A 19,252-nucleotide genomic window follows, 5' to 3' on the forward strand; every position below is an offset into this window, starting at 1 on the left:
ACCCTGACCCCATCCCTGGCCCTGCGCGACGGCGTACCGGTCCTCGCCTTCGGCACCCCCGGCGGCGACCAGCAGGACCAGTGGCAGCTCCACTTCTTCCTCGCCGTCGCCGAGCGCGCCCAGGTCCGCGGCGGTCTCGACCTCCAGGGCGCCGTCGACGCCCCGAACTGGCACAACGAGTCCTTCCCCGGCTCCTTCTACCCGCGCGGCATGCGGCCCGGCCGCGTCGTCGTCGAGTCCCGCACCGACCCCGCCGTCGTCGAGGACCTGCGCCTCCGCGGCCACGACGTCGAGGTGGGCGACGCCTGGTCCGAGGGCCGCCTCTGCGCCGTCGCCCGCGACCCGCAGACGGGCCTGCTCTCCGCGGCGGCCAACCCGCGCGGGATGCAGGGGTACGCGGTGGGACGCTGACGCCCTTACGGCACGCACGGCACCGCTCACGACACGCGCGACGCCGTCGACGCCCCTCACGGTGCCGGCAGGGCGCCAGAACTCGACCCATCCGGTCGAACAATCCGATAACAGCAAGAAGCGGCGGCGTGGTCGGAGGGCGCCTTCGGCGGAAACGGCCGCGCCTGCGGGAGGAGTTCGTGACCACCCCGAGGACCTGCGGCGAAGCCCTCTGGCTGCCTCGGTGACAGGGTGTCAGTGGCCCCCGCTGCCCCGTCCTGTCGGCGGGGCGGCCTATCCTGATCACGGGAGGACACCGCCGACGAAGGAGTCCGAGGTGCCGTCGACATCGATACTCGACGCGGTCGTGGTGGGCGCGGGACCGAACGGGCTGACGGCTGCCGTGGAGCTGGCGCGGCGCGGGTGCTCCGTCGCCGTGTTCGAGGCGCGCGACACTGTGGGCGGGGGTGCGCGGACCGAGGAGCTCACGCTGCCGGGGTTCCGGCACGACCCGTGTGCCGCGGCCCATCCGCTGGGGATCAGCTCGCCCGCGTTCCGCGGCATGCCGCTGGAGAGGTACGGGCTGGAGTGGGTGCACGCGCCGCTGCCGATGGCGCACCCCTTCCTCGACGGCACCGCCGCCGTGCTCTCCCGGTCCGTCGCCGAGACGGCGGCCTCCTTCGGCGCCCGTGACGCGGGGGCCTACCGGCGGATGGTGGGACCCCTGCTGCGGAACTGGGACGGGCTGGTCCGCGACTTCATGTCGCTGCCGCTCAGCGCCCTGCCCCGTGATCCCGTCGCGCTGGCCCGGTTCGGGCTCACCGGACTGCCGCCGTCCACCTGGCTGATGCGGCGCTTCCACGACGAGCGGTTCAAGGCGCTGTTCGCCGGCCTGGTCGCCCATGTGATGGCGCCGCTCGGCGGTCTCGGCACCGGCGCGGTGGGCCTGGTCTTCGCCCTCGCGGCGCACGCCCGCGGCTGGCCGTTCGCCCGCGGCGGCTCGCAGGCCATCTCCGACGCGCTCGCGGCCTACCTCGCCGACCTCGGCGGGACGGTGCACACCGGCTACGAGGTCAAGCGGCTCGACGACCTGCCGCCGGCCCGCGCCTACGTCTTCGACACCTCGCCGACAGCGCTCGCCCGCATCGCCGGGCTGGGCAACGCCTACCAGGACTTCCGGTACGGCGCCGCCGCCTTCAAGATCGACTACGCGCTGGACGGCCCCGTACCCTGGACCGCCCCCGAGGCGCGCCGGGCCGGCACGGTGCAGGTCGGCGCGAGCGCGGCGGAGATCGGCACGGCGCTCGACGCCGCCTCCCGCCAGGGCCGGGCGCCCGAGCGCCCGTTCCTGATCACCACCCAGCCCGGCCTCGCCGACCCCAGCCGCGCCCCGGAGGGCAAGGAGGTCTTCTGGGCCTACGGTCACGTCCCCAACGGCTGGACCGGCGACCTCACCGACGCGATCGAGCGCCAGATGGAGCGGTTCGCCCCCGGCTTCCGCGACCGCGTCCTCGCCCGCGCGATCAGCGGCCCCGCCGAGCTCGCCGCGCGCAACGCCAACTACGTCGGGGGCGACATCGCCTGCGGCTCCGCCTCCGGCCTGCGCCTGCTGCTACGCCCCCGGCCCACGCTCCACCCGTACCGGACCCGGCACACGGCGGTCTTCCTGTGCTCCTCCGCCACCCCGCCCGGGCCCGGCGTCCACGGCATGTCCGGCCACAACGCGGCCAAGGCCGTCTGGCGCGCCCTCAGGGAGGATCAACGATGACCGCGACGACTCGGATCACCCTGGTGCAGGGCGACATCACCCGTCAGTCCGTCGACGCCGTCGTCAACGCGGCGAACTCCTCGCTCCTGGGCGGCGGAGGCGTCGACGGCGCCATCCACCGCCGGGGCGGCCCGGAGATCCTCGCCGAGTGCCGCGCCCTGCGCGCCTCACGCTACGGCCGCAGACTGCCCACCGGTCAGGCCGTCGCCACCACCGCGGGCGACCTGGACGCCCGGTGGGTCATCCACACGGTCGGGCCGGTGTTCGACCCGCACGAGGACCGCTCGGAGCTGCTGGCCTCCTGCCACCGCGAGTCCCTGCGGGTGGCCGACGAACTCGGCGCGCGCACCGTCGCGTTCCCCGCCGTCTCCACCGGCGTGTACGGCTGGCCGATCGAGGACGCCGCCCGCATCGCCGTGGCGACGGTCCGGGCGACCGCGACCGCCGTCGAGGAGGTCAGGTTCGTGCTGTTCGACGAACGGGCGTTCCGGGCGTTCGCGGAACAGGTGCACTGAGCCCTCGGTCGCGCCGAGCCTGACCGCCGCGTCCCGTCCACCGCGTCCGTCCATCCGCCGGTGCGGAGCGGTACCCGAAAGCAGTATCCATGGCTACAGTAGCCATGTACTGTTTTTTCATGAGCAAGAGTTCCCCGGGGCCCACCCCCGGATTCCTGGTGTGGCGGCTCGCCAACCGGTGGCGCGTCGCGGTGGACCGCGCGCTGGCTCCGCTGGGGCTCACCCACGCGCAGTACACGCTGGTCGCGTCCTTGCACGGGATGCGGAGGGCCGGGAAGCGGCCCAGTCAGCGCCGGCTCGCCGACCACCTCGGCATGGAGGCCCTGTACGTCTCCAAGCTGGCGCGGGCGCTGGAGTCGGCAGGCCTGGTGGAGCGGGCCCGCGACCCGCGCGACCCGCGCGCCGTCCAGCTCTCCCTCACCGACGAGGGGCAGGCGGTCACGCGGCGGGCCGTCGCGGTGGTCCAGGAGCTGCTCGAGCAGTTGCTTGAGCCGCTCGGGGGTCTCGACGCCCCACGGACCCGCGCGTTCACCGACGAGCTGAGGACCTTGCTCGACGCACCTCTCACTCCATCCGCGCGCCACGAGAACAGCGACGAGAACGACGAGGGGACACCAACATGACCGCACCCGCACCCGCACCCGCCGCCGACGCCCGCGTCCTCGGCCTGGCCCACTACGCCGCCCGCGGCGTCCTGGAGCGCGTCCTGGCCCGGCACGGGCTCACCTTCCAGCAGCAGGTCGTCCTGCGCGCCGCCGCCACCGCGGACACCCCGCCGACGGCGGACGACCTGGTCGCCCAGGTCCAGGGTTCCCTGAAGGCCGCCGAGGCCGATGTCCGCGCCACCCTCGACGAACTGGTGGCCCGGCGGCTGCTCGTCGCGGACGGCGCGCACCTGTGTCCCACCGACGAGGGGCGTGAACTGCTCGCCGTCACCGCCGCGGAGGTGGCCCCCGTCTCCGCGCGCATCTGGAGCCGGATCCCCGCCGAGGATCTGGCTGCCGCCGGCCGTGTCCTCGCCCTGGTCACCGAGCGGGCCGACGCCGAGCTCGCCGCGATGGACTGACCCGCCGGCCGCGCCCGCGCGGGCACGCCGAAGGGGGCGGCCGGGTGTCCGGCCGCCCCCTCCTTCATCCTGTCCGGCTACGCGCGGCCGTCCGCGCCGGAGCGGAATGTCCATCGCCCACAGCGTGGTTGGGAGTACTAGCGTGGAAAGCGCGGGCGCCCGCCGGGCGCCGACGAGGCTGAGGGGGCCGCATGAGCGACGCAGGCGACAGCAACGCGACCGAGGCGATCAGGAAGACCCGGCTGGGCTCCGAGGGACCCCTCGTGGGGGTGCAGGGCTTCGGCGCGATGGGCATCAGCTTCGCGTACGGGCAGACGGACGACGCGGCGGCCAGGGACACCCTGGAGGCCGCCGTCGAGACGGGCGTCACCCTGATCGACACCGCCGACATGTACGGGGACGGCCGGAACGAGGAGTTCCTCGCCCCGTTCCTCGCCGCGCACCGCGACGAGGTCACCATCGCCACCAAGTACGCCAACGTGGTGCTGCCCGACGGCGGCCGTGCCGTCCGCAACGACCCCGCGTACATCCGGCAGGCCGTCGAGGGCAGTCTGCGGCGGCTGGACGTCGACGTCATCGACCTGTACTACATGCACCGCCGGGACCCGGCCGTGCCGTTCGCCGAGTCGGTCGGCGCCATGGGCGACCTGGTGCGCGAGGGCAAGGTCAGGTACCTCGGGCTCAGCGAGGTCACCGGCGACGAACTGCGCGAGGCGCACGCCGTGCACCCGATCACCGCGCTGCAGTCGGAGTGGTCCGTCTTCAGCCGCAGCCTGGAGCGCAGCGCGGTGGGCGCCGCCGCCGAGCTCGGCGTGGGCATCGTGCCCTACTCGCCGCTCGGCCGGGGCTTCCTCACGGGGGCGTTCACCGACGCGGGCAAGGAGCTCCCGGACGACGACTTCCGCCGCTCCCAGCCCCGCTTCACCGGGGACAACGCCAGGGCGAACGCCGCGCTGCTGGCGCCGCTGCAGAAGATCGCCGCCGACCGCGGCGCCACCATGGCGCAGATCGCCCTGGCCTGGGTGCAGCAGCGCGCCGAGGTGCACGGCCTGTCCGTGGTGCCCATCCCGGGGACCCGGAAGCGCGCCCGCCTCCTGGAGAACGCGGCCGCCACCCGCATCACCCTGACCGAGGACGAACTGGCCCTCCTGGAGCCGATCGCCGGTCAGGTCACGGGGGACCGCTACGCCAACATGGCCTCCACGGCCGACGCCCGCGAGGCGTGAGGCGCCCCTGACGGCCGGCCCGGTGTGCCGACTCCGGCCCACCGGGCCGGCCGGGCGTCAGGAGGGCCGCCACTCCGGCGAGCGGGACCAGGGCGCCGCGCCGAGCACGGTCAGATCACAGCTGGAACTCGGCGGGAGACAGTCCCAGCGCGGCGCAGGCTTCCCTGATGATCATGTGCTCGGCCTGGGAGAAGTCGCCGTCGGCCCCGGCGACGACGATGCCGGTCTGGATCACCGCCCTCGCCTCGGTCGGCTTCTTGGCGGTCTTGGCGATGTCCTGCAGCGCCTCGGCCTTGCCCTGCTGGAAGTCGCGCGTCAGCTGGTCCACGTGCTTGGTGAAGCGCTGGCGCAGCTGCTCCGGCGGGAAGTTCTGCAGCACCTCGTTGCTGAGGATCATCGACTCGACGTGCTGTCGCTCCGACGGGTCCACATGGCCGTCCGCGGCCGCGACCAGTGCGCACATCGCCATGCTCGCGTCCCGGTACGCACCGCTCTTCAGCTCGGTCTTGAGGGAGGCGAGCTGCGTCTTCAACGCGCTCACCAGCTGAGCGCGTGGGCCACCGCCGGACCCCGCGCCGCCAGGCGGTCCGTGGGTCGTCCCGTGGGTCGTCCCGTGGGGCGCGCCGCCCCCGCGCTGGGCCTGCTGCAGGTTCTTCGCCTGGTCCTTGAGTCGGTCCCACATGGCCATCGACGTCACCTCGGTATTCCTCTGTGTCATCGGTCGCGATTCCGCTCGCGCGTTCATCCGGCCAACGGCTGCCCGCGGGCAAAGGTTCCCTAAAACGTCCTGGCCCCGGCACTCGGCCAACCCGATCCTCTTCCGCCGCCGGCGGCGCCGGCACGGACGTGCCGGCGCAAAGGGCGACGTGTTCTGTCAGGTATGGCGTGAACGATGGACGACATGGAGACCGAGAACAGGAACGCCACCACCCGCACCACCGAGAACTTCCCGCAGGCCGGCCCGGCCGGTCCGCTCGCCGGGCGGATCGCGCTCGTGGCGGGCGCCACCCGCGGGGCGGGACGGGCCCTGGCTGTGGAGCTGGGCCGGGCCGGTGCGACCGTGTACGTGACCGGCCGTACCACCCGGGCCCGGGTCAGCGAGGTCGGCCGGACCACCGAGACCATCGAGGAGACCGCCGAGCTGGTCACCGCCGCGGGCGGCGCCGGTATCGCGGTTCCCACCGACCATCTCGACGAAGACCAGGTACGTGCCCTGGTCGAGCGGATCGACCGGGAGCACGGGCGCCTGGACATCCTCGTCAACGACCTGTGGGGCGGCGAGCACCTGCTGGTCTCCTCGGTGTTCGGCAGGAAGAGCTGGGAGACACCGCTCGCCGACGGCCTGCGGATCCTGGAACTCGGCGCGCGCTCGCACGTGATCACGGCGGCGTTGCTGCTTCCGCTGCTGATCCGCTCCGACGCGCCGCTGCACGTGGAGGTCACCGACGGCACCGCGCACTCCAACCGCCGCTACCGGGAGAACATGTACTACGACCTGGCGAAGAACGCTCCGATCCGCCTCGCGTTCGGGCTGGGGCAGGAGCTGGCCGAGTACGGGGGCACGGCGGTCGCGGTCTCGCCGGGCTTCCTGCGCTCGGAACAGATGCTGTCCCACTTCGGTGTGAGTGAGGAGAACTGGCGTGACGCGATCGTCCAGGAGCCGGCCTTCGCGATCGCGGAGTCCCCGCACTACCTGGCCCGGACGGTCGTGGCGCTGGCCACCGACCCGGACCGTGCGCAGCGGTGGAACGGCAGGTCCACGTCCAGCGGGGAGCTCGCCAAGGCCTACGGCGTGACGGACGTGGACGGCAGCCGGCCGGACGCCTGGGCGTACTTCGAGGACGTCACCTACGGCGGCAAGGAGGGGTCCGCCGCGGACTACCGCTGACGTTCCTTCTCCTCGGGTTCCGCCTGCTCGGGTTCCGCCTCCTGGGGACCGGACCGGTAGAGGGCGGCCAGCGCTGCGGCGTGCTCACGGAAGCGGGCGCGCAGGCCGGCCGGGGCCAGCACCTCCACGTCCGCCCCCAGCCGGACCAGCTGGTCGAAGGCGACGTCCTCGGACTCCGCCGGCAGGTCGAGGGTGACCGGGCCGGCGGGGTCGGGGGTGCGCGCGGAGGCGAGCGCGTCGGCGACGGCGGCCCCGTCCACGACGGCGGGCAGCCGCCGCAGCCCCGGCCCGGTCAGGCGGATCGTGACGGTGGTGCGCAGCAGGGCGCGGGCGAAGGCCGCCGAGCGGGCCTCCCAGTGCGCGGCCAGCTCGAAGGCCGGGTCGCGCACGAAAGGCTCCTGCGCTCCGGGAGCCGGGCCCAGAGCGGTGATCCGGTCGACGCGGTAGGTACGCCAGCCGCCGTCGCGGGTCTCCCGCTCGCCGGGGACGCGGGCCACGGCGTACCAGGTGCCGGCCTTCAGCACGAGCCCGTACGGCTCCACCACCCGCACGGCCACGGAGGGCGGTGCGCCGTTTCGGCCCGGTCGCGCGTAGGACAGTTCGACGGCCCGGTCCGCCCACACCGCGCGGGCGAGCTCCGGCAGCAGTTCCGGGGTGGAAGGTTCGTGGAACCAGGCCGGGGCGTCGAGGTGGAAGCGGCGCACCGAGGACTCGGCGGCCTGGCGTACCGAAGGAAGCAGCGTCGCGGTCAGCTTGAGCCTGGCGACCTCCGCCGCGTCCGACAGCCCCAGATCACGCAACGCCGAGGGCAGACCGGACAGGAAGAGCGTCTCCGCCTCGCTCGGACGGAGCGTGGTGAGCCGGGTCCGGTATCCGGCGGCGAGGAAGTAGCCGCCCACCCGGCCCCGCTCCGACCGGACGGGGACCCCGGCCTCCTGCAACGCCTGGGCGTCGCGGATCACCGTCCGCTCGGAGATGTCCAGCTCACGGGCGAGAGCGGCCGCGGTCAGGCCGGGGTTCGACTGGATCAGCAGAGCCATACGGATCAGGCGGGCGGCACGCATCCACAAAGGATGACCGACCGGAGGAAGGAACGGCATCTCCTGCGCCGACCGGCCGAGGGAACCGGGCGGTCAGCGCAGGAGGAGCAGCGCGAGGACCGCCAGGGCGACGACCACCGCCCCGCCCACCGCGAACGTGAACCGTCCCTCCTCGGACAGGCGCCCCACGACCCGCACGTCACCGTCGGGGGAGAGGAACGCGTAGAACTCGCGGTGGCCCACGCCCCGCAGTCGGGCCCGCACCACCTTCAGCCGCCGCACGACGACGTGCCGTCCCCTCTCGTCCGCCCGCCGGCCCAGGTGCCGTTCCAGGAAGGCGCGGTGCTCCGGGGAGAGGTCGTCGGGCAGCGGCGCGTCGTCGTCCAGGACGTCCTCCCGCCAGCCCGCCCCGTCCAGCTCTGCGGCGACCCGGCGGGGCCGCGGAGTGGGAGGGACCGGTTCCTCGGTCTCGGGATCCCAGGTGATCCGTCCCGCCGTCCAGGTCGTCACCTGCCCGTGCCCCTCGCAGGTCGTGCACCCGACGGTGCCCCTGCGGCCGCACGGCTTGCAGGGGATGCGCCCCTTGGCGTCGCAGTCCTTGCACCTGACCCTTCCCCAGCCCCGGCAGCCCGGGCAGGCGGCCGCGGGTGTGTGGCACCCCTCGCAGGTCACCCGCTGCTCGACCGTGCCCGTCCGGCCGGGCCGCAGCCGCCCGGTCGGGGCGTCGGCCAGGCCGCCGTGCTTGAGGTGCTGGGTGCACGCGGAGAGGCCCTCGCACATCGGGCACACCTGGGCCGGGTCGCAGGAGCGGTACCTCTTGCCGTCGCAGTCCGGGCAGGTCCGGCGGCCGTTGCCGCAGCCGCACGCCCCCCGGTGCACGGTGCCCCGCCCGACCAGGTCGAGCGGCCGGTGGAGCGGCGTCTCGTGCGGGCCGAGCTTGTGCTCCGCCAGCACGTCGTAGGTCGGCCGCGCGGCCAGGTCCACGGCCCCCGGCAGGTGCCGCGTCGTCTCGGAGCGGCGTTCCGTGCGGCGGGTGATCGTGAGCTCGACGAGGTGCGAGGGGGACAGGTCGAAGTCGGTCGGGGCCGGGGCCGGCCGCCTGCCACGGCCGGAGCGCGTCACGTACGCGCACAGCCGCGCGCGCACCTCGTCGTCGGACGGATCGTTCAGTGCCAAGGCGGCCGCTCACCCTCCCCGGTCGGACCGGTCGAACCGGTCCCGCGCGGTTCCCGGCGCGGGCCGTGCCGAGCGGCACCAGTGTGGCGGGCGCGCGGACGCGGCGGAAGGGCGCGTGGGAGCTCAGGGACCGGGAGGCGGCCCGGCGGGACCGACCAGCCCGGTCTCGTAGGCGAGGACCACGGCCTGCACCCGGTCACGGAGGTGGAGCTTGGCCAGCACCCGCCCGACGTGGGTCTTCACGGTGGTCTCGGCCAGGTGCAGGTGGCGGGCGAGCTCGGCGTTGCTCCGGCCCTGGGCGAGCAGGCGCAGCACCTCCAGCTCGCGCGGGGTGAGCACGGCCAGGTCGCGGTGGAGCGCGGGGCCCGGAGCCGCCGCGCCGGTGGAGTGACGGGCCGACGGCCCGGAACCTGCCGCGGCGGCGGCCACCGGGGCGACGGAACCCGCGGAGGCGGCGGCGCCTGCCGAGGACCGGGCGTACCGCTCCACCAGGCGGCGGGTGATGGCCGGGGCCAGCAGCGCGTCGCCGGACCGGACCAGGCGGACCGCGGCGACCAGGTGCTCCGGGGTGACGTCCTTGAGCAGGAACCCGCTCGCCCCCGCCGACAGAGCCGCGTAGACGAACTCGTCGAGGTCGAAGGTGGTCAGGATGATCACGCGGGGCGCGTAGGCCCCGGTGTTGAGGCCGGCGTCGGTCTTGGTGTCGGTGCCGGCGTCGGTGCCGGTGTCGGCCAGGATGCGCCGGGTGGCCTCCAGGCCGTCGAGCCGCGGCATCCGCACGTCCATCAGGACCACGTCGGGCCGGGTGCGCCGGACCGCGTCGACGGCTTCGAGTCCGTCGGCCACCTCGGCCACGACGTCGATGCCGTCCGCCGCGAGGATCATGCGGAAGCCGGTGCGCACCAGGGCCTGGTCGTCGGCGATCACCACGCGTGGTGGTGCGGTCATGTGGTCTCCAGGGGGATGAGGGCGGTGACGCGGAAGCCTCCGGTGAGCCGGCGGCCGGTGTCCAGGGTGCCGCCGTACAGGGCGAGCCGCTCGCGCAGGCCGATCAGGCCGCGGCCGTTCCCGGCCGCCGCCGACGGCGACGGGCTGCCCCCGGTGTCGGTGACCTCGACGCGCAGCAGCGTGTCGTCATGGGTGACGGTCACCTTCGCCTCGGCGCCGCGGGCATGCCGGACGGTGTTGGTGAGCGCCTCCTGGACCACGCGGTAGGCGGCCAGCCCCACCCCGGCGGGCACCTCCCGTGGGCCGCCGTCGACGGTCAGCGTGACGGCGACGCCGGTCCGCCGGACGCGGTCGACCAGGGACTCCAGCTGTTCGAGGCCCGGCTGGGGCGCCAGGTTCCCGCCGGCCGGGTCGGCCGCACCGCCGTCGCCGGCGCCGGCGTCCATGGTCAACAGGCCCATGACGTGCCGCAGTTCGCTCAGCGCGGCCCGGCCGCCCGCCTCGGCCGCGAGTAGCGCCTCACGGGCCTGGCCGGGCGCCTTGTCCATCACCGCGCGGGCCGCGCCCGTCTGGATCACCATCATGCTCACGTTGTGCGTGACGACGTCGTGCAACTCCCGCGCGATGCGCGCCCGTTCGTGTTCGGCCGCACGGCGCAGGTCCTCGGCCCGTTCGCGTTCGAGGGCGGCCATGCGCGCCCGGCTCTCCTCCGCGCGGAACATCCACGCGCGCAGCCCCACCGTCGCCACGAGGAGCGGGACGAGGATCAGCAGCGGGACGTACTGGTTGGGGACCGGCGTCGTCGGCGAGACCCGCACGCCTTCGGAGTCACCGGCGACGGTGAACACCAGGACCGGCAGGCTCACCAGCGTGAGCACGCGGTAGGGACTGTAGGCCGCGGCGCTGTAGGCGGCGACGACGCAGGCGTAGAAGACGAGCCGGCGGGCGTCGTGCGGCGTCAGCGCGGCCGCGCCCGTCACCACCCACAGCGCGGCCAGCGGGCACCGGCGGCGCAGCAGCAGCGGGGCCCACGCAGCCACGGTCAGGCACGCCGCGGCGGCCACGCTGCCCGCGCCCGCCGCGCGGACCAGCGGGGCCACGCCGTCCGGGGCCCCGGCGACCAGCGACGCGCCGGTGGTCACGGCCCAGCTCAGCATCACGGAACCGAGGAGCAGCACCAGCGCCGTGTCGAAGAGCAGGTTGCGCCGGGTCGGGCGCGGCAGCGGTCCGGTCGGCCGGAACAGCGACCTGGTCCCGTCCCGCAGCCACCGCACCGCCGACCCGCTCGTCACCCCCGCATCCTCACAGAGGCGCGGACCGTCGTGCATCCTCCCCCCGGCCGCCGCAGCGCCCCGGCGTCCTCCTGACGACTACACCTCAGGGACGACACGGGCGGACGTCGTCCCCGCGGACCACCGGAAATGCCCCGGCCGACGGACGCGCCCCCACCCCTTCCACGCCTAGCGTCCGGCGGGTCGGAACGAAGAGGCCGACAGGCCGCAACGAGGGAGTCGCCATGACCGCGCCGGTGATCGAACTGCGTGACGTGAGCCGCGGGTACGGCGAGGGACCGCCCGCCCTGGACGCGGTGTCGCTGACCGTGCGGGCGGGCGAGGCGGTGGCGGTCCTCGGCCCGTCCGGCAGCGGCAAGTCCACGCTGCTCAACCTGGTCGCCGGGCTGGACCGCCCGGACGGCGGGAGCGTCACCGTGGACGGAGTGCGGCTCGACGGGCTCGGAGAGGCGGCGGCGGCACGCCACCGGCGGGACAGGATCGGCATGGTGTTCCAGTTCTTCAACCTGCTCGACGACCTGAGCGTCATCGACAACGTCGTCCTGCCCGCCCAACTCGCGGGCACGGCACGGAGGGAGGCGTTCCGCAGGGCGAAGGAACTGCTGGAGGTGCTCGGCGTGGACCGTCACGCCGACGCCCTGCCCGGCCGGCTGTCCGGCGGGGAACGCCAACGCGTGGCGGTGGCGCGGGCGTTGGTGAACCGGCCGCCGCTGCTGCTGGCCGACGAGCCGACCGGCGCGCTGGACAGCGCCTCCGGACAGGAGGTCGCGGGCCTGCTCGCCCAGCTCCATGCCGAGGGGCAGACCGTCGTCGTGGTCACCCACGACCTCGCCCTGGCCCGGGCCTGCACCACCCGCACGGTCCGGCTCGTCGACGGCCGGATCGCCGCGGACGGGGCGACCGGCGCCGTCGCCGCACCAGGGGCCGGCGACGGCGCCGGCGCGGCGGGGAGCGCCGAGGGCTTCGGCGCGGTGGAGAGCACCGGCCGCTTCGACGGCCTCGGCGGCACGGCCGTGGAGCGGGCCCGATGAGCGCGCTGAGCCGGGTGGTGCGCTCGGGCGTGGCACGCCGCAGGGTGCCGGGCATCGTGATCGGCCTGGCCACCATGATGGCGGTGGCCGCCTCCCTCCTCGGCGGGACGCTGCTCGCCGCCTCCGGGGCGCCGTTCGACGACGCCTTCCGCCGCGCGCACGGAGCCCACCTGTCCGTCCAGTTCGACGCGGACCGGATCGACGCCGCGCAGGTGAAGGCCTCCGCGCACGCCGCCGGAGTCGCCGCCGCCTCCGGCCCCTTCCGTACCGCCACCGTCGCCCCGCGGACCGAGGACGGCACGCAGGGCTGGCCGATGACCGTGGCCGGCCGCGCCCGGCCGGGCGGCGGAGCCGACCGCGTCACGCTGACGGACGGGCGGTGGGCCGAGCGCCCGGGGGAGATCGTGCTCTCCGCCGACTCCCCGCTGCTCCCGGTCCTGGGGATGCGGCTCACCTTCCCCGGGCTGCCCGCCGAGCCGTCGGCGAAGGTGGTCGGCGTGGCCCGCTCGGTGACCGGGACGGCCGACGCCTGGGTGGTACCGGCACAGATGCGGGCCCTCACCGGGGACGGCGCAGGCGGCTACCAGATGCACTACCGGTTCACCCCCGCCGGCACCAGGGCCGATGCCGGAGCCGACACCGAGGCGGGGATCGCCGCCGGGCTCGGGGCCGTCACGGCCGGGGCGCCCGAGGGCGCGGTGACCGGCGAGCAGTCCTGGCTCACCGTCAGGAAGGCCGCCGAGCGCGACACGGCGCTCTACGTCCCGTTCCTGCTCGCCTTCGGCGTGCTGGGGCTGGTCATGTCGGTCCTGGTCGTCGGCAACGTGGTCGCCGCCGCCGTCGGCACGGCGACCCGGCGGATCGGCATCCTCAAGGCCGTCGGGTTCACCCCCGCCCAGGTGGTCCGGGCCTACGCCGCCCAGGCCCTGACGCCCGCGGCCGTGGGCACGCTGCTGGGGGTCGTCACCGGCCATCTGCTCGCGGTGCCGGTGCTGGCCGAGACCGCGGAGGTGCACGGCGGGACGACCTTGGCCGTCACCCCCTGGATCGACACCGTGGTCGTCGCCGGGGCGCTCGGTCTGGTGGCGGCGACGGCCTGGGCGAGCGCGTGGCGGGCCGGGCGGCTGCGCACCGTCGACGCCCTGGCGGTGGGCGCGACCGCGCGGCCGGGGCGCGCACGGTCCCTCGCACGGTGGGTCGCACGGCTCCCGCTGCCGCGCCCGGTCGGCCTGGGGCTGGCACGGCCCTTCGCCCGGCCCGGGCGCGCCCTGGCCATGGCCGCCGCCATCGTGTTCGGCACCGCCGCCGTCACGTTCACCGTCGGGCTCGGGGCGTCGCTCACGAAGGTGATGGAGGCCAAGGCCCACGACGTCGCGGACGTCGTCGTGGAGGCGCCGCCGCCGGAGCTGGGCCCGCACGGTCCCGAGCCGCGCCGCGCGGGAGCCGTCGCCGACCCCGCGGAGATCGCCGCGGTGGTCGAGGCGCGGCCCGGGACCGCCCGGCACCACTCCCGTGCGAAGGCGCGGGCGACCGTCCCCGGGGTGGGCGGCGTCACCGAGGTCGTCGCCTTCACCGGGGACGCCTCGTGGGGCGGATACACGATGGTGGCCGGCCGGTGGTTCGAGAAGCGCGGCGAGGCCGTCGTGCCCGCCGGGTTCCTCGGCGCCACCGGCACCCGGCTCGGCGACACCGTCACCCTCGGCGGCCTGGGCGATCCGGTGCGGGTACGGCTCGTCGGCGAGGTCCTGGACACCCGCAACGACGGCATGGTGGTCCTCACCGACGCCGCCGGCCTCCCCGGCGCGGCGCTCGACCCGGCCGAGACCACGCAGCACATCGAGGTGACGTCCGGCACCGACGCCGCCGGCCTCCCCGGCGCGGCGCTCGACCCGGCCGAGACCACGCAGCACATCGAGGTGACGTCCGGCACCGACGCCGCCTCCTACGCCGCCGCGCTGGACGAGGCGCTGGAGCCGCTGGGGGTCACCGCCCGGGCGGGCGGTGACGACCGCAGCAGTTCCATGGCCCTCACCCTCGGCGCGCTGTCCGCGGCGCTCACCTCGATGCTGGTCGTGGTCGCCGGCCTGGGCGTCCTCAACGGGGTGGTCCTGGACACGCGGGAACGCGTCCGCGAGCTCGGCATCCACAAGGCGCTGGGCATGACGCCCGGGCAGACGATCACCACGGTCGTCGCGTCCGTCCTGGTGACGGGACTGGCCGGCGGGATGGTCGGCGTGCCACTGGGGCTCGCCCTGCACGGGGCGGTCGTCCCCGCCATGGGCCACGGCGCGGGCCTGCGCCTGCCCGCCCCGGTCCTCGACGTCCTCACCGCACCGGAGTTGACCGCGCTGGGGTCGGCCGGGCTGGTCATCGCCGTCCTCGGCGCGCTGCTGCCGGCGGGCTGGGCCGCCCGTACGCGGACGGCGGTCGCCCTCCGCACGGAGTAGGGCGGCTCCCTCAGGGGCGGCGTTCGGCCACGTACGCGGTGAACGCCGTCCACCGGGCCCGGGCGAAGGCCAGCACCGGGCCTTCGGGCCTCTTGGAGTCCCGCACCCGCACGGCTCGCGCGTCCAGGGCGACCTCCACGCAGTCGCCGCCGTTCGTTCCGCTGTAGCTGCTCTTCACCCACACGGGGCGATCGGGTTGCCGGGTGTGCTGTTCGGCGCTCATAGCTCCCCTGCCAAGCGTTCGACGAGACGGCCGGACTCCTCCATGTCGAGGGCCTGGGACCGCAGCATTCCATAGCGCAGCCAGAACTCGCTGACCTCGTCGCGATGGGAGCGGATGTTCACGATGCCCTGCGCCTCGATGCACACGAACTGCCGCCGCTCCACGGTCTCCAGCAGGACCATCTGTCCGTTGACCCCGCTGTGGGCGGCCCGTCGGGTCGGCATCACCTGAATCTCTACGTTCCGCAGGCGGGCGCACTCCTGGAGCCGGGTCAGCTGCCCACGCATCACGGCGGTGCCGCCGACCAGCCGGTGCAGCGAGCTCTCCTCCAGGATGAAGGCGAACACCACGCAGGGCTTCGTCCGGTGCAGGAGCGCCTGCCGGGCCAGCCGGGCGGAGAGATGCTGCTCGATGGCCTCGTCCTCGAGTGGCGGGTAGTGGGCTTCGAGCAGCGCGCGGGCGTACTCCTCGGTCTGGAGCAGGCCCGGGACGAGCATCGGGTCGTAGGAGAAGCGGCTGACCGCCTCCGACTCCAACACCGCGAAGTCCCGGAAGAACAACGGCAACTTCGCCCGGTCCACGTCCTCCTGGAGGACCCGCAGCGCCCCCTCCGCGCAGAGGACCCGTTCCGCCGCGTCCGTGAAGGCCCCCTTCGCCGGACGCCGCCCCCGCTCGACCGAGGCGACCTGTTCCAGCGAGTACCCGATCGCCTCGGCGAGCCCCTGCTGGGTGAGCCCCGCCCGCTCGCGGTACAGCCGCACCAGCTTCCCGTACGCGCCCCACACCGCGGGGCGTTCGTCGTCCGGTGTACGCGTGCCCATCACATCCCTGCCCGCCGCGGTCGCCGTGCCCCCGTGGTCCTCAACGACGCGCGGGCCGGTCGGTTCCGGAGCGCGGCCCGTACAGGACCCGTACCGGCCCGGACGGCGCCCGTACAACTGCGGTCCGTACCGCCGCCCGACCTGTTGCTGCCGGTCCGCACGGCGACACGGTGACGCCCATGGATCAGACCCGGACCCCGCACGCGCACCCGCAGTTCACTCTCCGCCTCAGCGCAACCCCGCGCGGCGCGCACCTCGCCCGTCACCTCGCCGCGCAGCAACTCGCGGCCTGGGGCGTCCCGTACGGCAGCGACGCCTCCGACGCCGTCTGCCTCGTGACGGCGGAGCTCGCGGCGAACGCGGTGACGCACGGGCTGGTGCCCGGCCGGGACTTCCGGCTGTCGCTGCTCCGGCTCCCCGGCCGAGTGCGCGTCGAGGTGACCGACGCACGTCCCGAACGCCTGCCGCAGCCGGCCCGGTCGGCTCCCACGGCGACGGCAGGGCGAGGGCTCCTCCTGGTGGCGGCCTGCGCCGACCGGTGGGGGCACGAGGTGCGCGACGTCTGCAGCAAGACGGTGTGGGCCGAGGTCCCGTGCCCGTGACGCGCCCGGTCGGTCACCGACGTCAGTCGCCGAACATCCCCCGCAGCAGCTCCCGCACGCCCTCGCGCAGGTCGTCCGGGCCGGGCGGATCGGCGTGGTACGCCCCTGCCGCGCAGGAGAACATCACGCCGTCGGCCCAGGCCACCAGCGACAGCGCCTGCCGGGCCGGATCGGACGAGCCGAGGCCCGCCACCAGCGCGGTGGCCATCTCCCGGAACCGCGCGCCGGCCGCGTCGAAGTGGGTGCGCAGCTCCGGCCGACGGGTCGCCTCCAGCGCCAGCTCGTAGCGCGCGAGCAGCAGGTCGCGGTTGCCGGTCAGGGAGCGGTGGACGGCGAGCGCCAGGGCGTCCACCAACTGGTCCCGGCCGCCGCGGGGGTCGGGCATCTCCTCCACGGCGAGGACCTGCGCCTCCCGCTCGGCCAGCCGCAGCACCGCCAGCTCCAGCAGCGCCAGGCGGGTCCGGGCGACGTTCGAGGTGGAGCCGTGCGGCAGTGCGGCCGCCTCGTCGACCGCCCGGTGGGTCAGTCCGCGCATGCCGCGCCCGGCGAGGAGGGCGAGGGCGGTGTCGGCGACGAGGACGGAACGGGACGTCGGTGCGGGCATGCCCCCAACCTACCGCTCGCACTACGGCTGTAGTAGCTTCGGTTCTCACGGTCACTACAGGTGTAGTGGCCAGCTCCGGAGGAGGAGAAGCCATGTCCGTCCTGCCCTCGCCCCGCCCCTCGTGGTCCTCGCAGGTCGTCGTCGTGGGAGGCGGCATCGGGGGCCTGACCGCGGCCGTCGCCCTGCGGCAGGCCGGGCGGGAGGTCGTCGTCCTGGAGCGCGCCCCCTCCCTGGAGCCGGTCGGTGCGGCCATCTCCCTCGCCCCCAACGCCCTGCGCGCGCTCGACGTCCTCGGTGTCGGGGACGAGGTGCGCGGTCTGGCCGCCAAGGTGGGGGAGGGCGGGATGCGCAGCCCGTCCGGGCGGTGGCTGGCGCGGACGGACGCGGCCGGGATCGCCGCGCGCTTCGGCGACCCGCTGCTCCTGCTGCCCCGCTCCACGCTGGTCGACGTCCTCACCGCCCGCCTCCCCGAGGGCGCCGTCCGCACCGGCTGCCGGGCCGCCGTCGCCGACCCGGGGGACGCCGGGCGGCCCGCCAGGGTCACCACCCCGGACGGGGAGCTGGCCGCAGGCCTGGTGGTCGCCGCGGACGGCATCCACTCGCCGGCCCGCGGCGTCCTCTTCCCCGAGCACCCCGGCGTCGTGTACTCCGGCTTCACCACCTGGAGGGTCATGGTCCCGGCGCCCGCCACCGCGGAGATCGTCTCGCACGAGACCTGGGGACCGGGGCGGCTGTGGGGCACGCACCGCCTCACGGACGGAAGGATCTACGGGTACGCCGCCGCCATGACCCCGCAGGGCGGGAGGGCCGCCGACGACGAGAAGGCCGAGCTGCTGCGCCTGTTCGGCGATTGGCACGAGCCGGTCCCTGCCGTCCTCGCCGCCGTCCGGCCGCAGGACGTCCTGCGCCACGACGTCCACCACGTCGCCCCGCCGCTGCCCGCCTACCACCGGGGGAGGGTCGCCCTGGTCGGCGACGCGGCGCACGCCATGCCGCCGACGCTGGGGCAGGGCGGCAACCAGGCGATCGAGGACGCCGTCGTCCTCGCCCACCACGCCGAGGACCTTCCCGCCTACACGGCGGCCCGGCTGCCCCGCACCTCGGCGCTGGTCACCCGATCGGTCCGCACGTCACGGCTCGCCATGACCCGCAACCGACCCGCCGCCGCCCTGCGCGACACCTTGGTCGCCGCCCTCTCGCGCACCGGCCCCGCCCTCTTCCCGCGCGCCCTCGACGGCATCGCCGACTGGCGCCCGCCCCAGCACACGCGCGACGAAGCCTGACGGCTCTTCCCGGCCCCGCGCCCGTGCCCGGGCGTCACCGAACGGCGGCTCCCGTAACCGCCGTAACCGGTGGCGTCGTCACCTCTCCAGTACGTGCAGGGGCTGGTGGAAGGGGTGGCTGTCGCTCGGCGATGAGGGCCGGGAGCTCGCGCATGTCGTGGAAGACCGTGGTGCCGGGGCCTTCGAGGCGTGCGGCCGGGGTCAGGCCGCCGGCGTAACCGAAGGCTCGCATGCCGGCGGCGCGGGCTGCGTGGACGCCGGGCCGGCTGTCCTCGACCACCACGCAGAGCTCGGGATCGACGCCCATCTGCCGAGCGGCGTGCAGGAACAGGTCGGGAGCGGGCTTGCCACGGGAGACCTCGGTGGAGCTGAGGACGCGGCCCGCGAAGCGTTCGTGAAGTCCCGTGCGGCCCAGGGTGTGCCGCATCTTGTCGTGGGAGCCGCTGGAGGCGACGCACATCGGCAGGGTGAGCGCGTCGAGCGCTTCCGGCAGGCCGTCGACAGGGGCGAGGTCGAGGTCGACGGCCTCCCGATGCAGCTGCTCGAACCGCTCCGACCAGACCGCGGCCGTCTCCGGACCGAGTCGCGCGGCGACCTGCTCGCGGATGGCGGCGTGCGAGCGCCCGATGAACCGGTCCACGACCTCGTCCTCGGTCAGGGGCCGGCCCAGCTCGGCCCCGAGGGCGACCTGGACCCGGACGGCGATGCGTTCGCTGTCGACCAGCACGCCGTCGCAGTCGAAGATGACGAGCTCGATGGGCTTGACCATCCCCGCAGCACAGGACCGCGCAGCACAGGCCCGCGGGGCCGCACGCCGCGGCGGCTACGACCGGCTGGCGCTGTGCGCCTCGGACCCCGCCCGGGACGGTCCGGACGCCGCGGCGGGCTCGCCCACGGGCGAGGCGGGGAGCGCGTCGGGCACGGTGGGGGAG

At 75.1% G+C, this 19,252-nt stretch carries 20 protein-coding genes; 11 read left to right on the forward strand and 9 right to left on the reverse strand.

Going from position 1 to position 19,252, the window contains the following annotated elements; translation table 11 throughout:
* From ACOV8S_RS05790 to ACOV8S_RS05815, 6 genes are all read left to right on the forward strand, one after another.
* A partial coding sequence (locus ACOV8S_RS05790) for a gamma-glutamyltransferase (RefSeq protein WP_448316448.1) occupies positions 1–411 on the forward strand: 411 nt, incomplete at its 5' end.
* A 331-nt stretch (positions 412–742) separates the two neighbouring features.
* Positions 743–2,158 carry a phytoene desaturase family protein gene (locus tag ACOV8S_RS05795; protein ID WP_448317370.1) on the forward strand — a complete coding sequence of 472 codons (1,416 nt, stop codon included), beginning with the start codon at positions 743–745 and terminating at the stop codon, positions 2,156–2,158.
* Positions 2,155–2,673: an O-acetyl-ADP-ribose deacetylase gene (locus ACOV8S_RS05800; protein WP_448316449.1), complete on the forward strand. Its 519-nt coding sequence runs from the start codon at positions 2,155–2,157 to the stop codon at positions 2,671–2,673. Before ACOV8S_RS05795 ends, ACOV8S_RS05800 begins: the two co-directional genes overlap by 4 nt.
* 119 nt (positions 2,674–2,792) lie before the next feature.
* A complete protein-coding gene (locus tag ACOV8S_RS05805; RefSeq protein WP_448316451.1) occupies positions 2,793–3,296 on the forward strand; it encodes a MarR family winged helix-turn-helix transcriptional regulator in 504 nt (167 codons plus the stop codon).
* Entirely contained in the window at positions 3,293–3,739 is a 447-nt protein-coding gene (locus ACOV8S_RS05810) for a MarR family transcriptional regulator (RefSeq protein WP_448316452.1), read from the forward strand. The genes ACOV8S_RS05805 and ACOV8S_RS05810 overlap by 4 nt, the downstream gene beginning before the upstream one ends.
* A gap of 191 nt (positions 3,740–3,930) precedes the next feature.
* Positions 3,931–4,965 carry an aldo/keto reductase gene (locus ACOV8S_RS05815; protein ID WP_448316454.1) on the forward strand — a complete coding sequence of 345 codons (1,035 nt, stop codon included), beginning with the start codon at positions 3,931–3,933 and terminating at the stop codon, positions 4,963–4,965.
* Positions 4,966–5,080: 115 nt separating this feature from the next.
* Here ACOV8S_RS05815 and ACOV8S_RS05820 read toward each other — a convergent pair whose 3' ends face one another.
* Positions 5,081–5,653 carry a tellurite resistance TerB family protein gene (locus tag ACOV8S_RS05820; RefSeq protein WP_448317371.1) on the reverse strand — a complete coding sequence of 191 codons (573 nt, stop codon included), beginning with the start codon at positions 5,651–5,653 and terminating at the stop codon, positions 5,081–5,083.
* Between the two features lie 213 nt (positions 5,654–5,866).
* On the opposite strand from ACOV8S_RS05820, the gene ACOV8S_RS05825 reads away from it, so the two are divergent.
* The gene (locus tag ACOV8S_RS05825) at positions 5,867–6,853 is read left to right on the forward strand and encodes an SDR family oxidoreductase (protein WP_448316455.1); all 987 of its coding nucleotides are present in this window, start codon (positions 5,867–5,869) and stop codon (positions 6,851–6,853) included.
* Here the strand turns inward: ACOV8S_RS05825 and ACOV8S_RS05830 are convergent.
* The 4 genes from ACOV8S_RS05830 to ACOV8S_RS05845 all read right to left on the reverse strand — a co-directional run bounded on the left by ACOV8S_RS05830 (position 6,844) and on the right by ACOV8S_RS05845 (position 11,309).
* A complete protein-coding gene (locus ACOV8S_RS05830; protein ID WP_448316456.1) occupies positions 6,844–7,917 on the reverse strand; it encodes a helix-turn-helix transcriptional regulator in 1,074 nt (357 codons plus the stop codon). The genes ACOV8S_RS05825 and ACOV8S_RS05830 overlap by 10 nt on opposite strands.
* Positions 7,918–7,986: 69 nt before the next feature.
* The gene (locus ACOV8S_RS05835) at positions 7,987–9,069 is read right to left on the reverse strand and encodes a hypothetical protein (RefSeq protein ID WP_448316457.1); all 1,083 of its coding nucleotides are present in this window, start codon (positions 9,067–9,069) and stop codon (positions 7,987–7,989) included.
* A 123-nt stretch (positions 9,070–9,192) separates the two neighbouring features.
* Entirely contained in the window at positions 9,193–10,017 is an 825-nt protein-coding gene (locus tag ACOV8S_RS05840) for a response regulator (protein WP_448316458.1), read from the reverse strand.
* Complete coding sequence (locus tag ACOV8S_RS05845) at positions 10,014–11,309, reverse strand: sensor histidine kinase (RefSeq protein ID WP_448316459.1); 1,296 nt, start codon at positions 11,307–11,309, stop codon at positions 10,014–10,016. The genes ACOV8S_RS05840 and ACOV8S_RS05845 overlap by 4 nt, the downstream gene beginning before the upstream one ends.
* A 224-nt stretch (positions 11,310–11,533) precedes the next feature.
* Between ACOV8S_RS05845 and ACOV8S_RS05850 the strand changes: the two genes are divergently transcribed.
* Together ACOV8S_RS05850 and ACOV8S_RS05855 are read left to right on the forward strand one after the other, a co-directional pair.
* Positions 11,534–12,340: an ABC transporter ATP-binding protein gene (locus tag ACOV8S_RS05850; protein ID WP_448316460.1), complete on the forward strand. Its 807-nt coding sequence runs from the start codon at positions 11,534–11,536 to the stop codon at positions 12,338–12,340.
* Complete coding sequence (locus tag ACOV8S_RS05855; protein WP_448316461.1) at positions 12,337–14,787, forward strand: FtsX-like permease family protein; 2,451 nt, start codon at positions 12,337–12,339, stop codon at positions 14,785–14,787. The genes ACOV8S_RS05850 and ACOV8S_RS05855 overlap by 4 nt, the downstream gene beginning before the upstream one ends.
* A gap of 10 nt (positions 14,788–14,797) precedes the next feature.
* Here ACOV8S_RS05855 and ACOV8S_RS05860 read toward each other — a convergent pair whose 3' ends face one another.
* Both ACOV8S_RS05860 and ACOV8S_RS05865 read right to left on the reverse strand, forming a co-directional pair.
* Positions 14,798–15,010 carry a DUF397 domain-containing protein gene (locus tag ACOV8S_RS05860; protein WP_448316462.1) on the reverse strand — a complete coding sequence of 71 codons (213 nt, stop codon included), beginning with the start codon at positions 15,008–15,010 and terminating at the stop codon, positions 14,798–14,800.
* Entirely contained in the window at positions 15,007–15,831 is an 825-nt protein-coding gene (locus ACOV8S_RS05865; RefSeq protein ID WP_448316463.1) for a helix-turn-helix domain-containing protein, read from the reverse strand. Before ACOV8S_RS05865 ends, ACOV8S_RS05860 begins: the two co-directional genes overlap by 4 nt.
* A gap of 179 nt (positions 15,832–16,010) precedes the next feature.
* Here ACOV8S_RS05865 and ACOV8S_RS05870 point away from each other — a divergent pair, with 179 nt between their 5' ends.
* Positions 16,011–16,433: an ATP-binding protein gene (locus ACOV8S_RS05870; RefSeq protein ID WP_448316464.1), complete on the forward strand. Its 423-nt coding sequence runs from the start codon at positions 16,011–16,013 to the stop codon at positions 16,431–16,433.
* Between the two features lie 22 nt (positions 16,434–16,455).
* On the opposite strand, the gene ACOV8S_RS05875 is transcribed toward ACOV8S_RS05870, so the two are convergent.
* Positions 16,456–17,037: a TetR/AcrR family transcriptional regulator gene (locus ACOV8S_RS05875; protein WP_448316465.1), complete on the reverse strand. Its 582-nt coding sequence runs from the start codon at positions 17,035–17,037 to the stop codon at positions 16,456–16,458.
* Between the two features lie 92 nt (positions 17,038–17,129).
* Here ACOV8S_RS05875 and ACOV8S_RS05880 point away from each other — a divergent pair, with 92 nt between their 5' ends.
* Complete coding sequence (locus ACOV8S_RS05880) at positions 17,130–18,320, forward strand: FAD-dependent monooxygenase (RefSeq protein ID WP_448316467.1); 1,191 nt, start codon at positions 17,130–17,132, stop codon at positions 18,318–18,320.
* A gap of 34 nt (positions 18,321–18,354) precedes the next feature.
* Here the strand turns inward: ACOV8S_RS05880 and ACOV8S_RS05885 are convergent, their stop codons facing one another.
* Positions 18,355–19,089 carry an HAD family hydrolase gene (locus ACOV8S_RS05885; RefSeq protein WP_448316468.1) on the reverse strand — a complete coding sequence of 245 codons (735 nt, stop codon included), beginning with the start codon at positions 19,087–19,089 and terminating at the stop codon, positions 18,355–18,357.
* Between the last annotated feature and the right edge of the window lie 163 nt (positions 19,090–19,252).

This window comes from Streptomyces sp. CO7 (genome assembly GCF_053474865.1).

Bases quoted from the DNA above. Each gene is read 5' to 3' on its own strand.
- ACOV8S_RS05810 (WP_448316452.1), top strand. From the start codon at position 3,293: ATGACCGCACCCGCACCCGCACCCGCCGCCGACGCCCGCGTCCTCGGC.
- ACOV8S_RS05830 (WP_448316456.1), bottom strand. From the start codon at position 7,917: ATGCGTGCCGCCCGCCTGATCCGTATGGCTCTGCTGATCCAGTCGAAC.
- ACOV8S_RS05870 (WP_448316464.1), top strand. From the start codon at position 16,011: ATGGATCAGACCCGGACCCCGCACGCGCACCCGCAGTTCACTCTCCGC.
- ACOV8S_RS05880 (WP_448316467.1), top strand. From the start codon at position 17,130: ATGTCCGTCCTGCCCTCGCCCCGCCCCTCGTGGTCCTCGCAGGTCGTC.
- ACOV8S_RS05850 (WP_448316460.1), top strand. From the start codon at position 11,534: ATGACCGCGCCGGTGATCGAACTGCGTGACGTGAGCCGCGGGTACGGC.
- ACOV8S_RS05860 (WP_448316462.1), bottom strand. From the start codon at position 15,010: ATGAGCGCCGAACAGCACACCCGGCAACCCGATCGCCCCGTGTGGGTG.
- ACOV8S_RS05800 (WP_448316449.1), top strand. From the start codon at position 2,155: ATGACCGCGACGACTCGGATCACCCTGGTGCAGGGCGACATCACCCGT.
- ACOV8S_RS05825 (WP_448316455.1), top strand. From the start codon at position 5,867: ATGGAGACCGAGAACAGGAACGCCACCACCCGCACCACCGAGAACTTC.
- ACOV8S_RS05815 (WP_448316454.1), top strand. From the start codon at position 3,931: ATGAGCGACGCAGGCGACAGCAACGCGACCGAGGCGATCAGGAAGACC.
- ACOV8S_RS05885 (WP_448316468.1), bottom strand. From the start codon at position 19,089: ATGGTCAAGCCCATCGAGCTCGTCATCTTCGACTGCGACGGCGTGCTG.
- ACOV8S_RS05805 (WP_448316451.1), top strand. From the start codon at position 2,793: ATGAGCAAGAGTTCCCCGGGGCCCACCCCCGGATTCCTGGTGTGGCGG.
- ACOV8S_RS05865 (WP_448316463.1), bottom strand. From the start codon at position 15,831: ATGGGCACGCGTACACCGGACGACGAACGCCCCGCGGTGTGGGGCGCG.
- ACOV8S_RS05840 (WP_448316458.1), bottom strand. From the start codon at position 10,017: ATGACCGCACCACCACGCGTGGTGATCGCCGACGACCAGGCCCTGGTG.
- ACOV8S_RS05875 (WP_448316465.1), bottom strand. From the start codon at position 17,037: ATGCCCGCACCGACGTCCCGTTCCGTCCTCGTCGCCGACACCGCCCTC.
- ACOV8S_RS05820 (WP_448317371.1), bottom strand. From the start codon at position 5,653: ATGGCCATGTGGGACCGACTCAAGGACCAGGCGAAGAACCTGCAGCAG.
- ACOV8S_RS05855 (WP_448316461.1), top strand. From the start codon at position 12,337: ATGAGCGCGCTGAGCCGGGTGGTGCGCTCGGGCGTGGCACGCCGCAGG.